This window comes from Dorea sp. (assembly GCF_977044405.1).
This window is the reverse complement of sequence record NZ_CDRRQK010000006.1, coordinates 70,382-86,748: the sequence shown is the minus strand read 5'-3', so window position 1 is coordinate 86,748 and position 16,367 is coordinate 70,382. Positions and strand designations below refer to the sequence as shown.

11 protein-coding genes and 1 other RNA gene are annotated in these 16,367 nt (G+C 42.3%); all 12 read left to right on the top strand.

Annotated features, from left to right (window positions below; all coding sequences use genetic code 11):
• Nucleotides 1-82 precede the first annotated feature (82 nt).
• A complete protein-coding gene (eno, locus tag ACWJAF_RS04500) occupies nucleotides 83-1,399 on the top strand; it encodes a phosphopyruvate hydratase (RefSeq protein ID WP_296092346.1) in 1,317 nt (438 codons plus the stop codon).
• Between the two features lie 93 nt (nucleotides 1,400-1,492).
• On the top strand, nucleotides 1,493-1,735 hold the full coding sequence (secG, locus tag ACWJAF_RS04495) for a preprotein translocase subunit SecG (RefSeq protein WP_296031073.1): 243 nt from the start codon (nucleotides 1,493-1,495) through the stop codon (nucleotides 1,733-1,735).
• A 174-nt stretch (nucleotides 1,736-1,909) separates the two neighbouring features.
• Nucleotides 1,910-4,066 (top strand): ribonuclease R, encoded by a 2,157-nt coding sequence (gene rnr / locus ACWJAF_RS04490; protein ID WP_448862481.1) that lies wholly within the window; start codon nucleotides 1,910-1,912, stop codon nucleotides 4,064-4,066.
• A complete protein-coding gene (smpB, locus tag ACWJAF_RS04485; RefSeq protein ID WP_296031080.1) occupies nucleotides 4,053-4,517 on the top strand; it encodes an SsrA-binding protein SmpB in 465 nt (154 codons plus the stop codon). Before rnr ends, smpB begins: the two co-directional genes overlap by 14 nt.
• A gap of 80 nt (nucleotides 4,518-4,597) precedes the next feature.
• Nucleotides 4,598-4,831, top strand: coding sequence for a hypothetical protein (locus ACWJAF_RS04480; RefSeq protein WP_296031084.1), 234 nt, complete (start codon nucleotides 4,598-4,600; stop codon nucleotides 4,829-4,831).
• Nucleotides 4,832-5,214: 383 nt separating this feature from the next.
• Nucleotides 5,215-6,969, top strand: a complete 1,755-nt coding sequence (locus ACWJAF_RS04475) for an ammonium transporter (protein WP_448862478.1) — start codon at nucleotides 5,215-5,217, stop codon at nucleotides 6,967-6,969.
• 320 nt (nucleotides 6,970-7,289) lie between these two features.
• Nucleotides 7,290-7,637, top strand: a transfer-messenger RNA (tmRNA) gene (ssrA, locus tag ACWJAF_RS04470).
• A gap of 310 nt (nucleotides 7,638-7,947) precedes the next feature.
• A complete protein-coding gene (locus ACWJAF_RS04465) occupies nucleotides 7,948-9,027 on the top strand; it encodes an FAD:protein FMN transferase (RefSeq protein WP_448862476.1) in 1,080 nt (359 codons plus the stop codon).
• Nucleotides 9,028-9,117: 90 nt separating this feature from the next.
• Nucleotides 9,118-10,899, top strand: coding sequence for an FMN-binding protein (locus tag ACWJAF_RS04460; protein ID WP_448862474.1), 1,782 nt, complete (start codon nucleotides 9,118-9,120; stop codon nucleotides 10,897-10,899).
• Nucleotides 10,900-10,910: 11 nt separating this feature from the next.
• Nucleotides 10,911-11,345, top strand: a complete 435-nt coding sequence (locus ACWJAF_RS04455) for an FMN-binding protein (RefSeq protein WP_448862472.1) — start codon at nucleotides 10,911-10,913, stop codon at nucleotides 11,343-11,345.
• Between the two features lies 1 nt (nucleotide 11,346).
• On the top strand, nucleotides 11,347-12,219 hold the full coding sequence (locus ACWJAF_RS04450) for a 4Fe-4S binding protein (RefSeq protein ID WP_448862470.1): 873 nt from the start codon (nucleotides 11,347-11,349) through the stop codon (nucleotides 12,217-12,219).
• Between the two features lie 263 nt (nucleotides 12,220-12,482).
• Entirely contained in the window at nucleotides 12,483-16,265 is a 3,783-nt protein-coding gene (locus tag ACWJAF_RS04445) for a penicillin-binding Tp47 domain C-containing protein (protein ID WP_448862468.1), read from the top strand.
• Nucleotides 16,266-16,367: the final 102 nt, after the last annotated feature.

The window sequence follows — 16,367 nt, the reverse complement described above, 5'->3', positions numbered from 1 at the left end:
AATTTGCAAATTCAGTTGAAAATACCGCATGATTTGACCTGGAAAAGAACATAATATCTTCCATAAAGAGGAGGATATTATCATGTATAAGTATTTACCGATTACGGATGTATACGCAAGAGAAATACTTGATTCAAGAGGCAATCCAACAATAGAAGTGGAGGTGCTTGCAGGAGATGAATTCTGCGGGCGGGCAAGTGTTCCGTCAGGAGCATCAACGGGAAAATATGAAGCAGTAGAATTAAGGGATAAAGAAAAAAGATACAGAGGCCTTGGTGTATGCCAGGCGGCGGATCATGTGAATGCAAGGATTGCCCCGGAGGTGATCGGGATGAATGCACTTGATCAGGCAGCTGTTGATCAGGCGATGATACGGCTGGATGGAACCCGGAATAAGTCGAATCTGGGGGCGAATGCGATGCTGGGAGTGTCACTTGCAACGGCAAGGGCAGCAGCGGCAGCACTTGGGATTCCACTGTATTCTTATCTGGGTGGAGCGAATGTCAAAAAGCTTCCGGTTCCGATGATGAATATCATGAATGGCGGAAGACACGCAGATAATACGATCGATATACAGGAATTCATGATCATGCCGGTAGGAGCAAAAGACTTCCGGAGCGGGCTTCAGATGTGTGCGGAGATCTATCATGAATTAAAAGAGATCTTGAAAAGCCAGGAATACAGTACAGCAGTCGGGGATGAGGGTGGCTTTGCACCGGATTTTCATAATGCTGATGAAGTCCTGCGTATGCTGGTGAGGGCAACGGAAAAAGCAGGATATAAGCCTGGCGAAGAGATCTCGATTGCATTGGATGTGGCAGCATCGGAGTTATATGATAAAAACTTTAGAAAATACGTCTTTGACGGAGAGGCAAGAAAAAAAGGATATAAAGTCGTGCGTTCTTCGGAAGAGTTAATAGATTATTATGAAGAGCTGATTGAGTCGTATCCGGTGGTATCTATTGAAGATCCGCTGGATGAAGACGATTGGGAAGGATGGAAGACGCTGACAGACAGACTTGGGGACCGGGTACAGCTCGTTGGAGATGACTTGTTCGTAACCAATACCAGACGATTAAGAAAAGGAATTGAACGGAAGGCGGCAAATGCAATCCTGATCAAGGTAAACCAGATCGGAACACTTACAGAAGCTTTCGAGGCGGTGAAAATGGCACAAAAGGCAGGATATCAGACGATCATATCCCACAGATCGGGTGAAACTGCAGATACCTTCATTGCGGATATTGCGGTGGCTGCTGAAGCCGGACAGATTAAGACCGGTGCACCGTGCAGATCGGAACGCGTGGAGAAGTATAACCAGCTCCTTCGCATTGAAGAGCGGCTGGGAGATGTGGCAGAATATGAGAATCCGTTCGAGGTGGAGCCTGTGATTGATTAATACAAAATTTGCAAAGATTCGTATGAGATTGACTTGCCTTATTGAAGCTTCTGTGCTAGAATAAATTTGGTTTATCCGCAGGAGGTGTGAATAGTGGACATTTTGAAGATTGTATTAATGATAATATTTGCAATAGACTGTATCGCATTAACAGCTATCGTGTTGATGCAGGAAGGTAAGTCAGCTGGGCTTGGTGCCATTAGTGGTATCGCTGATACTTACTGGGGACAGAACAAGGGACGTTCTATGGAAGGTGCGCTGGTGAAGTCAACAAAATTCCTTGCGATTCTGTTTATTGTACTGGCAGCAGTGTTGAATTTGAAAGTATTTGCGTAGGATAAAGCATATTTTTAAGACATGAGAGGGACACTCCTGTATGGGAGGGTCCCTTTTTCAGATACCATAGTATGCAAGAGAAGTTAGCAGTGGCAAGTTCTGTGTATCGCCACGCGTTCGGAAGAAGCTGCCGGTGGCAGGTTCTGTAGATATATACATGCAAAGGAGCAGAAAATGAGTAATAAATTCGAAAAAAGAAAAAAAGTGGTCTACAGTCTGATCTGTGATGACTTATATACGCCAATGAAGTTCAAGGAGCTTGCGATGCTTCTTCGTGTGTCAAAAGAAGAAAGAGATGAATTAAGACAGATCTTAGAAGCTCTGGAGCAGGAAGGAAAGATCTATCTTTCGAAAAGGGGAAAATACTGCAAAGGACATGCGAAACGTCTGACCGGTGTATTCAGGGCAAGTCTTAAGGGATTTGGATTTGTAGTATTGGATGAAGGAGATACTGACGATGTATTCATAGGTGCAGATGATACCTGTGGGGCATTTGACGGGGATCATGTAGAGGTTGTAATCTCAAAAGAACCGGAAGGAAGAAGCCGGGAAGGAAAGATTGTAAAGATTCTGGAACGTGGAATCCTGAAGGTTGTGGGTCTCTATCAGAAAAAGCCTGGAAAGAATTATGGTTTTGTGATTCCGGACAATCAAAGATTTGACCAGGATATCTTTATACCGGTAGAACGGTCAAAGGGGGCTGTAGATGGACATAAGGTTCTTGTGGAATTGACATCTTACGGAGAAGACGGTAAAAAGCCGGAAGGAAAGATTGTAGAAATCATAGGTCATATCAATGATCCGGGTACGGATATCATGTCCATTGTAAAAGGTTATGATCTTCCGGTGGAATTCCCGGAAAAAGTATTAAAACAAGCAGAACGCGTGGCAAAACCGGTGAGTGAAGCCGATATGAATGGAAGAAAAGACCTGCGTGACTGGCAGATGGTGACGATTGACGGAGAAGATGCCAAAGACCTGGATGATGCAGTATCCCTTACAAAAGAAGGAGAGAATTATGTTCTTGGTGTGCATATCGCAGACGTAACGAATTATGTGCAGGAGAACAGCGCACTGGATAGAGAAGCGTTAGAGCGGGGAACCAGTGTGTATCTGGTAGACCGCGTGATCCCGATGCTTCCGCATACATTGTCCAACGGAATGTGTTCGTTGAATGCAGGAGAAGACAGACTTGCACTCAGCTGTATCATGACGGTAGATCCATCCGGAGATGTGATCGCTCACGAGATTGCGGAGACAGTGATTCATGTAGACAGAAGAATGTCTTATACCAGTGTGAAGAAGATTCTGGCAGATCATGATGAGGCGGAAATCGAAGAATATAGAGAACTGGTTCCGATGTTCGAAAGAATGCAGGAACTTTCCGGAATATTAAGAGCAAGAAGAAAAAAACGCGGTTCGATCGACTTTGATTTTCCGGAGACGAAGATGATCCTGGATGAACAGGGAAGACCGGTAGAGATTAAGCCGTATGACAGAAATGTGGCGACAAAGATCATCGAGGACTTCATGCTTCTGGCGAATGAAACGGTAGCGGAAGATTATTACTGGCAGGAGCTTCCGTTCGTATATCGTACACATGAAGCACCGGATGAAGAAAAAATCCGGACATTAGCTACGTTTATCAATAATTTCGGATACTCTATGCACATTGGTGCCAATGAGATCCGGCCAAAAGAAATCCAGAAACTGCTCAGCAAAGTAGAAGATACACCGGAAGAAGCCATGATCAGCCGTCTGGCGCTCCGTTCGATGAAGCAGGCAAAATATACGGCAGAAAATGATGGACATTTCGGTCTGGCAGCAAATTATTATACACATTTTACCTCACCGATCCGAAGATATCCGGACCTTCAGATTCATCGTATTATCAAGGATAACCTGCGCGGACGGATGAATGAAAGCAAGATTGAACATTATCAGTCGATCCTGCCGGAAGTGGCAAAACGTTCCAGCGAGATGGAAAGACGTGCAGATGAGGCGGAGCGTGAGACGATCAAGCTTAAGAAGGTAGAATATATGCAGGCACATATCGGGGAAATCTTCGAAGGCGTGATCTCGGGAATTACAAAATGGGGCATGTATGTAGAACTTCCAAATACAATAGAAGGGCTTGTACATGTTACGAATATGACAGATGATCATTATGAATATGATGAGGCAAGATACGAGATGATCGGAATGCATACACGGAAAGTGTATAAGCTTGGTGAAAAGATTATGATCAAAGTTCTGGATGCAGACCGTCTGATGCGTACGATTGACTTTAAGATTGCAAGCAAGGGGGATATAGAAGATGGCGAAGAGTAATGACAAGATGGTTGCGAATAACAAAAAAGCATATCATGATTATTTTATACTGGAAAAATATGAGACAGGAATTGCACTGCACGGGACGGAAGTAAAGTCCTTAAGAATGGGAAAGTGCAGCATCAAAGAATCATTTATCCGTATTGAAAATGGAGAAGTCTTTATCTATGGCATGCATATCAGCCCATATGAAAAGGGCAATATTTTTAATAAAGATCCGCTCAGAGTCCGTAAGCTTTTGCTTCATAAGTCAGAAATCAATAAACTGATCGGAAAGACAAAAGAAAAGGGAATGGCGATCGTTCCTCTGAAGGTATATTTTAAAGGAAGCCTTGTAAAAGTAGAGATTGGTCTTGCAAAAGGTAAGAAATTGTACGATAAACGTCAAGATATTGCAAAGAAAGACCAGAGACGTGAAGCAGAACGTGACTATAAGATGAAGCTTCGCTAGAGTGTGACATATATTTTGCAGGAATAATTTTTCAGACATGCTCTAGAATAGATTAGGATTGAACAGGGAGAAGACAGGATATGGTACCTACAAAGAAGGAAGAATTAAGAAAACTGGTTACACAGACAACCATGGAGACATATGAAGAACTGACACCACATCTGGTGCAGATGATTAATGACACAGCAGCAAATCCGGAACTTACCGATGCACAGAAGCAGGATGAAATCTCTTTACATATGATGGGGTTTGTAAAATCATGCACCAATGAGATCATTATAGAAGTATTAGCAGACATCCTTGGGCTTGAGTAAGTGAAAAATATAGAGAAAAATAAACGGGAAAATAATTAGTCATTGTTGGAAATGTACGAAAATGCATTTTGGACAAACAAAAAGTCAGAAATCTTCTTGACAAAAAAAGTTTATGGGGGTAAACTACGGGACATAAAAGCAAGGGCGCTTCGAAAGATAACATTTCGAGGCGCTTTTCTTTTTTTTGTAAGATAACTGCCGGGAGCTGTCTGTGGCAATTCCCTGCGGATGCATGATAACACAAGGGCGTGTATATTCTGTGAGTCGGCCACAGAAGGTACACGCTCTTTTTGTTTGAAGGTTGTTGTCATGTATCCGAAAGGAACTGGCGGAGGCGGGGAAAGGACGTTATCGTACATCTGAAGGATGAAGGAGGTAACATTATGACGAAAGAAGTATTAACGGCCATACAGGAAGCTGTAGGCACACAGGTATTTGGAATATGGTTCCTGATCGGTGCGGCTTTTGTATTTTTTATGCAGGCAGGATTTGCAATGGTAGAGGCAGGATTTACCAGAGCAAAGAATGCAGGTAACATTATCATGAAGAACCTGATGGACTTTTGTATAGGAACTTGTGTATTTATCCCACTGGGATTTGGAATTTTACTTGGAGAGGATGCACTTGGAGGATTTATCGGAGTACCGACACTTGGAATCTTTACCGATTATGCACATTTTGACTGGTCTAACTTCGTATTTAACCTTGTGTTCTGCGCAACAACAGCAACCATCGTATCCGGAGCAATGGCAGAAAGAACCAAGTTCTTATCTTATTGTATTTATTCAGCAGTTATTTCAGCAGTTGTATATCCGATCGAGGCTCACTGGATCTGGGGCGGCGGCTGGCTTGCAAGCTTAGGCTTTCATGATTTTGCAGGTTCTGCGGCAATACATATGGTAGGTGGAACAACCGCATTTATCGGAGCTGCTCTGGAAGGAGCCAGAATTGGTAAATTTACAAGAGACAAAGATGGAAAAGTTACAAAAGTACATGCATTTCCAGGACATAACCTTGTAATCGGTGCACTTGGATGCTTTATCCTCTGGTTTGGATGGTATGGATTCAACGGTGCAGCGGCATCTACAGGATCCCAGCTTGCTTCAATCTTTATGGCAACTACGATCGCACCGGCAATTGCAACCGTTGTATGTATGGTATTTACATGGTTAAAATATGGAAAACCAGATGTATCTATGTGTCTGAATGCTTCCCTTGCAGGACTGGTAGCAATTACAGCTCCTTGTGATGTGGTAGATGCAGCAGGTGCTGTTATCATTGGTGCCGTAGCCGGATTGTTAGTTGTATTTGGCGTATGGTTCTGTGATTATGTGGCACATGTAGATGACCCGGTTGGTGCTGTTGCAGTACATTGCTTAAATGGTATCTGGGGTACGATCGCAGTCGGACTTTTTGCAACAAAGAGTGCGCCAGAGTGTACCATCAAAGGCCTGTTCTATGGTGGTGGTTTCCATCAGCTGGGATTACAGCTTCTTGGTGTTGTAACTGTTATGGCATGGACGATCATTACGATGACAATCGTATTCAAAGTAATCGATAAGACAATCGGACTCAGAGTTACTGAAGAAGAGGAAATCGTAGGTCTGGATGTGAAAGAACATGGTCTTGCATCTGCATACGCAGGATTCAGTTTGATGGATATCACAGAAGGAAGCATGAGTATCAATGAAAATACAGAGCTTGGTGAGAATGATTACGATGAAGCAACAGAAGCTCAGAGAGCAGCAGCTATCAAAGTGGCAGCTCCGGTAGATCCAGAGACAGGAATCCACAAAGTGGTTATTATCGCAAAACTTTCAAGATATGAGAAACTGAAGAGTGCCTTAAATGATCTTGGAGTAACTGGAATGACTGTTACACAGGTTATGGGATGTGGAGTCCAGAAAGGTGCCGGCGAGAAATATCGTGGTGTTGAAATGGACGTAACCGTACTTCCAAAAGTAAAAGTAGAAGTTATCGTAGGAAGCATTCCGGTAGAAAAAGTCATCGATACTGTTAAGAGAACACTCTACACAGGACATGTTGGAGATGGTAAGATCTTCGTTTACAATGTACAGAAAGTTGTAAAAGTACGTACAGGTGAGGAAGATTATGACGCATTAAGAGATGTGGAATAAAAGAGAATTATAAAGATTAGAAATGACTGATAATGGAGACAGCTGTTATGATAGAGAGAAATTTCTATATGGCAGCTGTCTTTTTTATGCAAAGTATTCGAAAGAAGCTGCCAGTGGCAGTTTCTGTAGATGTCAAAGCAAGCAAGAGAAGTTTCCGTGGCAGGTTCTGTAGATGTCAAAGCAAGCAAGAGAAGCTTTCAGTAACAGGTTCTCTGTGTTTTAGAAAAGAATTGAAGCAGTATGCTTGACATAAAGAGATTCTGGCACTATAATAAAATTTACCTAAAAGACAGTCTGCAAACCAGAAAAGCAACAATTCAGGGCTTGTACTGGTTTCGACGGGGGTCTGGAAGTTGGAGAAGCCATCCGTAGTGGGACACTACGTTAAAAGTTCCATCTAAATATAAACGCAGACAATGAATTAGCGTACGCAGCCTAATTAGGCAGCAGTCGGCCCCGGATCATCCGCTGTTCGGGTCACCGGCTTCAAACAGGCGGAGCACTTCGTTTCCAAAGCTTTGAGGAGATGGAAGAACTTATGAAGCTACTAAAGTGTGTAACCTGTCATTAGGTGACACATGGAGGGAATGTCAGAATAATGACTGTGATGGGAGATGCTCGAATGGATGGGCTTTCGGACGCGGGTTCAACTCCCGCCAGGTCCACTAAAAAAATATCCCGGAATTCTTAGTTGTAAGAGTCCCGGGATATTTTTTTGTACCAAAGTATGCAAGAGAAGCTGCCAGTGGCAGGTTCTCTGTATTAGAATATAATGAATGATAATGAGAATAAATATCAAAATAAAGAAAAGTAATTGCGCTTCTAAAAAAGCTATGCTACATTTATTGAGTTAGAAGCGTGCAACAAAAGTTCAATAGACTAACTTGATAAATATATGTTGGTTTAACAATATAAAGAAATTATCACAGATAGTCTGAAAAGCTTGAGGATATAAAAAGACAAAACAAGGATAAAAGTATGAAAAAGCGGATTGTAATTGCTATTTTATGTGCCACTATGTCGGTGGGAATGGTTGGATGTAATAAAACGGAGTCTTCTTCAGATAAGACCCAGACATCAACTGAGAATAAAACAACAAAAACAGATACAGCAAACGATGAAAAACAAAGCAAAGATATCTTTGCAATGGATACTTATATGACGGTCACAGCGTATGGAGAACATGCACAGGAAGCCGTGGATAAGGCAGAAGAAGAGATCAACAGATTAGACGGGATGTTATCTACCGGAAAAGAGACCAGCGAAGTATATAAACTCAATCAGGCAGGAGAAGGAACGGTATCAGAGGATACCGCCTATCTGTTTGAAGAATCAGAAAAGCTCTATAAAGAAACTGACGGCGTATTTGACATCTCTATCTATCCGGTAATGGATGCCTGGGGATTTACCACAGAAAATTACAGAGTTCCGGGACAGGATGAATTGAACGCATTGCTTGAAAAAGTGGATGCATCGAAGATTACTTATGACAAGGCATCAAAAAAGATTACTCTTCCGGAAGGAGTAAAGATTGATTTTGGAGGAATCGCCAAAGGATATACCTCTTCCAGAATCATGGACATTTACAAAGAATGCGGAGTAACGAGTGGTCTTGTAAGCCTTGGCGGTAACGTACAGCTGTTAGGTAAGAAAACGGACGGAAGTGACTGGAAAGTTGCTGTGGAAAGCCCGGAAGAAGACGGCAATTATCTTGGAATCTTACAGGCAGCAGATAAGGCAGTTATCACATCCGGCGGCTATGAGAGATATTTTGAACAGGATGGTAAGAAATATCATCACATTATTGATCCGGCTACCGGATATCCGGCGGAAAACGGTCTGACATCCGTTACAATCGTAAGCGATGATGGAACATTGGCAGATGGACTTTCCACATCACTGTTTATCATGGGAAAAGATAAGGCAGAAGCGTTCTGGAAAAAGAACAGTGATAAATTCGATACGATCTTACTTACAGATGATAATGAATTATATGTATCTGAGGGAATTGCAGATAAGTTTGAATCTGATTATGACGTTCATGTAATGAAAAAATAAGGAATGTTAGCAGAAGGAAATGTTTGGAACGAAAGATTCCATATAGTACAGTGACATGAAAAGACATAAACATGAAATAGAGGCGAAGTTATGGAAAAGGAAAAGATTATCAGAAAAATCAAACAGGGAGCACCATTTACATCAGCGGTTGTAGTTGCAGCATGTATCGGGGTGTCGTTAAGCGGGTATCAGGCACCGGTGTATGAAGCACAGGCACAGACAAAAGAAACAAAACCAGTCAAGACTGAGGAGACGAAAGCTGAAGAAGCACAGGCAAAAGGTTCTTTTGATCTGGAAGATGGAATCTATAAAGGAACCGGAACCGGTTATGCAGGCGAGATCAGCGTGGCAGTTACGATCAAAGATAAGCAGATTACAGCGATTGATATCTTGAGTTCATCGGATGATGCAGCATTTTTTAACCGTGCGAAAGGTGTGATCGACCGCATCATTGCAGGACAGACACTGGAAGTCGACGTGGTATCGGGAGCGACTTACAGTTCTAACGGAATTATCAGTGCAGTAAAGAATGCACTGACAGGTGAAAAAGACAGCGGAACAACCGGGCAGTCACAGTCGGGCAATGCAGCGGCAGAAGGAAGTACGCTGACACTTGCAGATGAAGCGGAAGCGGCAGCATATAAAGACGGAACCTACTACGGAACGGGAACAGGATTTGGTGGTACTTTAAAAGTACAGGTTGTGATCAGCGGTGGAAAGATTACATCGATAGACGTGATCGAGAATCACGATGACAGCAGTTACTTAAGCCGTGCAATGGCTCTTATCAATAACATTATTGCAACACAGAGCACGAATGTTGATGTGGTATCAGGAGCAACCTACAGTTCTAACGGAATCAAGAGTGCGGTAAGAGATGCATTAAGACAGGCAGCGGTAAGCGGAAGCGCAGCAGCTGAAAATGCAGCGGATGACAGCCAGTCATCACAGGATACATCAGATACCACACAGGTAACCGGTAATTTCCCTTATAAAGAAGGAATCTATTACGGAACAGCAGAAGGCTATAACGGTGACATCGAAGTTGCGGTAGTCCTTCAGGATCAGTCCATCAAAGCCGTACTTGTGACAAAGAATCATGACGATGCCAGATTCTTCGACCGTGCGATGGAAGTTGTAAAGAATATTATGAAAAAGCAAAGCACCGATGTAGACGTGGTATCGGGAGCAACTTATAGTTCCAACGGTCTGATCAATGCAGTGAAAAATGCATTAAAAGAAGCCGAAAAAGCAACGAACGGACAGCAGACGATAGAAGAAGAGAAAAAAGCAGACACTACAGAACTTGAAAAGCTTCTGGAAGAAGCAGACGGACTGGTACAGGACGAATACACAGAAGCAAGCTGGGCGGTGCTTGAAATAAGACTAGAAGATGCGAAGAAGCTTGTAGACGCAGATAAGACAAAGATCACGCAGGATGAGGTAGACGAAGCAGTTTCCAATCTGAATCAGGCGATGGCGTTACTTGAGAAAAAGGACGACGGCGGAGACGATAATGATAATAACATTTTCAAAAATGGAATTTATGAAGGAATCGCGCTTTGTAAACCGGATGAGGATGAAGATTTTGAGGCATATAACCTGTCCTTAAAAGTTACGATCAGGAACGATAAGATTGTTGCGGTTACGGATGTGACAGGCGATGGAGATTCATCTAATGATAAATACATCAATAAAGCAGCAAACGGAACATCAAGCAAGAAAGGCGTCGCAAGTCAGCTGATCGGCAAATCCGATGCAGAAGGAATTGATGTGATCAGCGGGGCAACCTGCTCATCAAAAGCAATCCTGGAAGCGTGTGATAACGCACTGGTTGCTGCAAAGAACAGTAAGGCAGAAAGCGGAGAATAAGGAGAAAAAGAATGAGAGAATTCTGGGTGAGGCTGGTCAGTGCGATTGCTGTAGTGGGACTGATCTTTGGATATAATTCAGTCCTGGATACAAGAGCAAAAGACGACCAGATTGCAAAATTAAATGCCAAGATTACCGATGAAAAATCCGGTGATTCCGAAGAATCCTCCGACGGAGCTTATAAAAACGGAACTTATACCGGAGAAGCAGATGGATTCGGAGGAACGATTGAAATAGAAGTAAAGATAGAAAAACATAAAGTTGCAGAGGTAAATATCGTATCAGCGGACGGCGAGGATGGATCGTATCTGTCAATGGCAGAAGATATCATTCCGGAAATTGTAGAGGCACAGAGTGCAGATGTGGATACCATAAGCGGAGCAACCTTTAGTTCTACAGGAATCAAAAATGCAGCAAAAGAAGCACTGGAAAAGGCGGTAGAGTAAAGTGGCAGAAAAGACAGAGAAAAAGTTAAATGTAAAACAGATGAAAAAAATACATACCTGGTTAAGAGCAGCCATTCAGTTATTGTATTTTATCTTTATACCATCTGTGTATACCGCAGCATTTGCCGGAGTAAAATACATATTTACACAGATCGGAGCAGGTGAAAAAGTGGCACTTACTTCATTCGTAAGTGTACTGATCGTCGTATGTGTATATACGATGATCTTCGGAAGGTTTTTCTGTGGATTTGCCTGTGCGTTTGGAAGTTTTGGAGATGCAGTAAATGCAATATATAGAGCAGTCTGCAAGAAATTAAAGAAAAAGCCGGTTCAGATACCGGAGCATGTGGCATCAAAACTTGCATATTTAAAATATGTATTGCTGATCATCATCGTACTGATGTGCTATAACGGTGTATACAGCAAGGCGCAGGGAACAAGTCCGTGGGATGTATTCTCTATGCTTCATGCAGGAAACTTCCGCCTGGGAGGTTACGGAATTGGTCTTGTTATATTGATTTTGTTGATTGTGGGAATGTGTCTGGAAGAACGTTTCTTCTGCAGAAACTTATGTCCGATGGGAGCAGTATTTTCACTGGTTCCGGTATTACCGTTATTCTCACTTCACAGAGACCGGGGAAACTGCATTCCAAAGTGCAGTGGCTGTACAAGAAAATGTCCATCCGACATCGGACTTCCGGAGGACGGATCATGGAAGGTAGAGGGAGACTGCTTTCAGTGCCAGAAATGTATCGACACATGTCCGAAGAAAAATATCCACTGCGGAGTAAAGGCACTTCGTGGAAATGAAATATGGTTCACAGTACTTAGAACTGTGATTTTACTTGGATTGTTTATCTGGCTTGGTGTATAGCCGGATCATAACAGAAGAGATCCGACGGCGACGGATCCTGAGAAGTAGTCAAACGCATCCATATGGAATTATAAGTCACCTTACGTTCGAAAGAATCTGCCAGTGGCAGATTCCGTAGATACCATAGCATACAAGAGAAGTTGCCGGTGGCAGGTTCTCTGCATTACGGGGATTTGTAAATAGTCTTTAAGGATGCGCAATTTTTGGGTTATAGGTTAGCGATGGCTAACTTAATAATAAAATTTATCAATAAGGAGGCTTTTATGAAAAAGAAAGAGATGAAGACAAAAGCAATGGCTGTGGCCATGTCAGCAACAATGGCAGCCAGCATTTGCCCGGCTGTACCGGCAATGGCGGTAACAAAAGACCAGGTGGCAAAAGATGGCGTATATACAAAGACAGCTCATGTTACAAGAACAGAAGCAGATGTAGACGATGAATGGGATGAATATGACGTTGAAGTCTCTCTGACTGTAAAAGATGGGAAATTCTCAGATATCACAGTAACTCCGGGTGAAGGGTATACAGATGAGAATAAAACATATCTGGCAAAAGCATACAGTAAGTCAAAAGGTATCCAGACATTATTAAAAGATAAAGATGCAACAGAAGATACAATTAACGGATGGGATACTGTATCAGGAGCAACAAGATCCTCAACAGCTATTAAAAAAGCAGTCCTGGAAGCAATCCAGTCAGCACCAGTAGCAGAAGCACCGGTAACAGTGGATACATCTGCTCTGGAAAAATCAATCGAACAGGCAAAAGCGCTGAATGAGTCAGACTATACAGCAGAGACATGGAGCGTATTAAAAGAGAAACTTGCAGCAGCAGAGACAGCTGTTTCTGAAAAGAAATCCCAGGATGCTGTAGATACAGCAAAGAATGAACTGGATGCAGCAATTGCAGGACTTAAGAAAGCAGAAGTGGCAAAAGAAGTTTATGTATTGATGAATATTCCATATAATGCATTTTATCAGGCTGATACAAACAGTAAAACAGACGCCGTTTCTTCTGCAACACTTCAAAAAACAAGAGTCAGTCGTCTTGCGGGTGGATCTTATCATGTAGACCCGGAGGGTTCAGATATCAGCGGAGTGACATTCCCTGTTAAAATCAGTTCAGATGCGTTAAAGAATTATAAGCAGGTTACGGATGACAGTAAAGTTTCTATTACGACAAGTGTAAAAGGAAATACAAGTACAACAGAATATACAGGAAAAGATGCCCTTTTTGAAAGCGAAAACTATTCTTATTATATTTTGAGTGAAGAACCATCATATTATAAAGAAGCATCGGTTGAATCTGATGGAACTCTTTCGTTTGGTAAGGTTATAGGAACAGCACAGACATTAAGTGATGCTACAGGAGAATTTTCAACAGAGACACGTTACGGAGATTATGAATTAGATATGACTGGTTTGCCAGATTCTATTTCTAAAGTATACGGTGTTGTGATTGGAACGAAAGAAGGAGATAAATACGGACTTCGCCATGTGGAAAACATTTGGAAAAAGACAGAACTTGCATGGAGTACAGGATTTGTTACAGAATCACATGGAAACCAACTGAGTTATGAAAATTACAAGGCTATGATGGGACAGACCATTAACCAGGTAACTTATTATACAGATGCAGGAATTTATGAAATTCCGGTGAATATCTATGTGCCGGTTAAATTCTCAGGGGAAGTAAAAGTTGAAGATACTGAGCTGGAGTCTGGAGAAACAACGTATACAGTCAGTGGTATTCCGGATGATTACGAGGCACAGTACAGCGTAAAAGGGCTTAAAGATGTAAAAGCAAAAGATGGAAAACTTACATTTGACAGCAAAGATGCAACTCCGGGACAATACACTTTGACAATCAGCGACAAAAGTGGTAAATACGCAGATATTACTACAAAGTTCCTTCTTACAACAGATAAGGTACCGGTTAGTTATGATGAAGAAAGTAATGGTTTAGTACCGGCAGAAAAATATAGCCAGAATGATGCAGATGCGTACGTGAAAAATATTTCTTCAGTAACAGTAAATGGAGAAAAATATGCAGCAACAGGAAAGGGTTCTGTAAAGATTATTAAAGAAGATGGAACATTAGACACAACAGCAAAGCCGTTTGCAGATGCAAAAGATGGGGATAAATATGAAATCACAGTTGCATCAACTGGATATACAACTGATTATGATTTCACATATACAGTGAACGATCAGAATGAATACAAATATGTATACGCAGGACTTACATGGGCTGAGTACTGGGCAGCAGAAGGTGTACAGGCAGCAGGAGATGCTTCATCATCTGAGGCAGTAGATACAAAGGGAGAATCCGATAAGGGAGCATTCGATGTTGTAACACGTGCAACAACAAACCACGGATTACACAGAGGAAGCTATCAGTGCTCATCAGTCATCTATATGAAAGATGGATCTACTTACAGTGTAGCATACTATCCGGAAGCAGACAGCCGTACAACGGCAGTACTGACAAATGGCCAGAAAGTCACATACAATACAGATGATATTGACCACTACATCGTAACAGGACTGAAATATGTACCAGTGAAAGTTGCAGCAGCTGATTACGAGGCATTTGCGCAGAAATATGCAGTAGTAGAGAATGGCTCAGAGTTAACAGGAGGATTCTCAGAAGGAAATCTTTCAAGCTACTCAGGAATCACAGCAAATGTAACAGAGAACACCAATGGTCTTAAGACAGCAACTAAGAATGAGGATGGATCATTCAGCTTCTCAGCAAGAGAAACAGGAACAGAATCCGGAATCACAGGACAGGAATTAAAGACAGCACCAACAGCAGAGGATGCAGGACTGACAGTCAAAGAAGCAAAGGGATCATACGGAGAGTTCTTAAGAGTAGATCTGACTCAGAACTATGGAGATCTTGGAGCAAATATGCAGGCTGTAAAATGGACATATTATGGCGATGACAGCACATACAGCAATGCAAAAGCAACATACGGAACAAAATTCGCATCAGATAACTGGATGCATAAATCAATGGGAATCCAGCTCGGACTTACTGATTCCTTAAGATGTACCCTTCCAGAGGGAACAGATGGAACCGGATACTGGACAATTACAATCTCAGCACTTGGATATAATGATGTAACATATCAGTTCCAGGCAACCGATGAGAACATCGTAAAACCAGATGCCGGAGAAATCAATACAGCAAATCTGGAAGCAGCAATTGCCAAAGCAGAAGCACTGAATAAAGATGAATACACAGAAGCAAGCTGGGAAGCAATGCAGGTAGAGTTAAAAGAAGCCAAAGAAGAATTAGAGGCAAAACACTCACAGGCAACAGTAGATGAAGCAACAGAGCACTTAAATGCAGCAATCGATGCACTGGAAAAATCAGAGACACCTGCAGAAGTAGACACAGCAAAACTGGAAGCATCTATCGCCGTAGCAGAAGGTTTAAAAGAAGCAGATTACACAGCAGACAGCTGGAAAGCAATGCAGAATGCACTTGCAACAGCTAAGGCAGTACTGGAAGCAAAAGAAAGCCAGAAAGCAGTAGACAGCGCAGCAGAAGCTCTTGACAGTGCAGTAGCAGCACTTGTAAAGGCTGATTCAGAAGATCCGGTCAAAGAAGTATCTACAGACGCACTGGAAAAAGCAATCAGCACAGCAGAAGGCTTAAAAGAGTCAGACTACACAGCAGACAGCTGGAAAGCACTTCAGAGTGCCCTTACATCAGCTAAGACAGCATTGGCTGAGAAGAAAGATCAGACAAGCGTTGACGCAGCAACAGAGAACCTGAACAAAGCAATCAGCGCCCTTGTAAAAGCATCTTCAACAGCAGGAAGTACAACAACTACAACAGGTACATCCGGAACAAAGACAGGCACAACAGGATCAAAGACATCCGGAACAGCTACAGGATCAAACAGCAGCACAAAAGCAGCTAAGACAGGAGATCCGGCAGGTGTACTTGGATGGCTTGGACTTGCAGTTTCTTCACTCGGAGCAGGAATCGGTGGATTCAAACTGAAAAGAAGAAGAGACGAAGAAGAAAAATAGGCAGTGTTCATAGAAAAAGAGTATATCATACGATGATTCACTGAGAAGGAGTTTCAGAAGTGAAAGTGCTCTGTGAACATATCTGATAAAAGGCAGGATATT

Coding starts and splice junctions, on each gene's coding strand:
- eno (WP_296092346.1), top strand. CDS start 83: ATGTATAAGTATTTACCGATTACGGATGTATACGCAAGAGAAATACTT.
- rnr (WP_448862481.1), top strand. CDS start 1,910: ATGAGTAATAAATTCGAAAAAAGAAAAAAAGTGGTCTACAGTCTGATC.
- smpB (WP_296031080.1), top strand. CDS start 4,053: ATGGCGAAGAGTAATGACAAGATGGTTGCGAATAACAAAAAAGCATAT.
- ACWJAF_RS04480 (WP_296031084.1), top strand. CDS start 4,598: ATGGTACCTACAAAGAAGGAAGAATTAAGAAAACTGGTTACACAGACA.
- ACWJAF_RS04475 (WP_448862478.1), top strand. CDS start 5,215: ATGACGAAAGAAGTATTAACGGCCATACAGGAAGCTGTAGGCACACAG.
- ACWJAF_RS04465 (WP_448862476.1), top strand. CDS start 7,948: ATGAAAAAGCGGATTGTAATTGCTATTTTATGTGCCACTATGTCGGTG.
- ACWJAF_RS04460 (WP_448862474.1), top strand. CDS start 9,118: ATGGAAAAGGAAAAGATTATCAGAAAAATCAAACAGGGAGCACCATTT.
- ACWJAF_RS04455 (WP_448862472.1), top strand. CDS start 10,911: ATGAGAGAATTCTGGGTGAGGCTGGTCAGTGCGATTGCTGTAGTGGGA.
- ACWJAF_RS04445 (WP_448862468.1), top strand. CDS start 12,483: ATGAAAAAGAAAGAGATGAAGACAAAAGCAATGGCTGTGGCCATGTCA.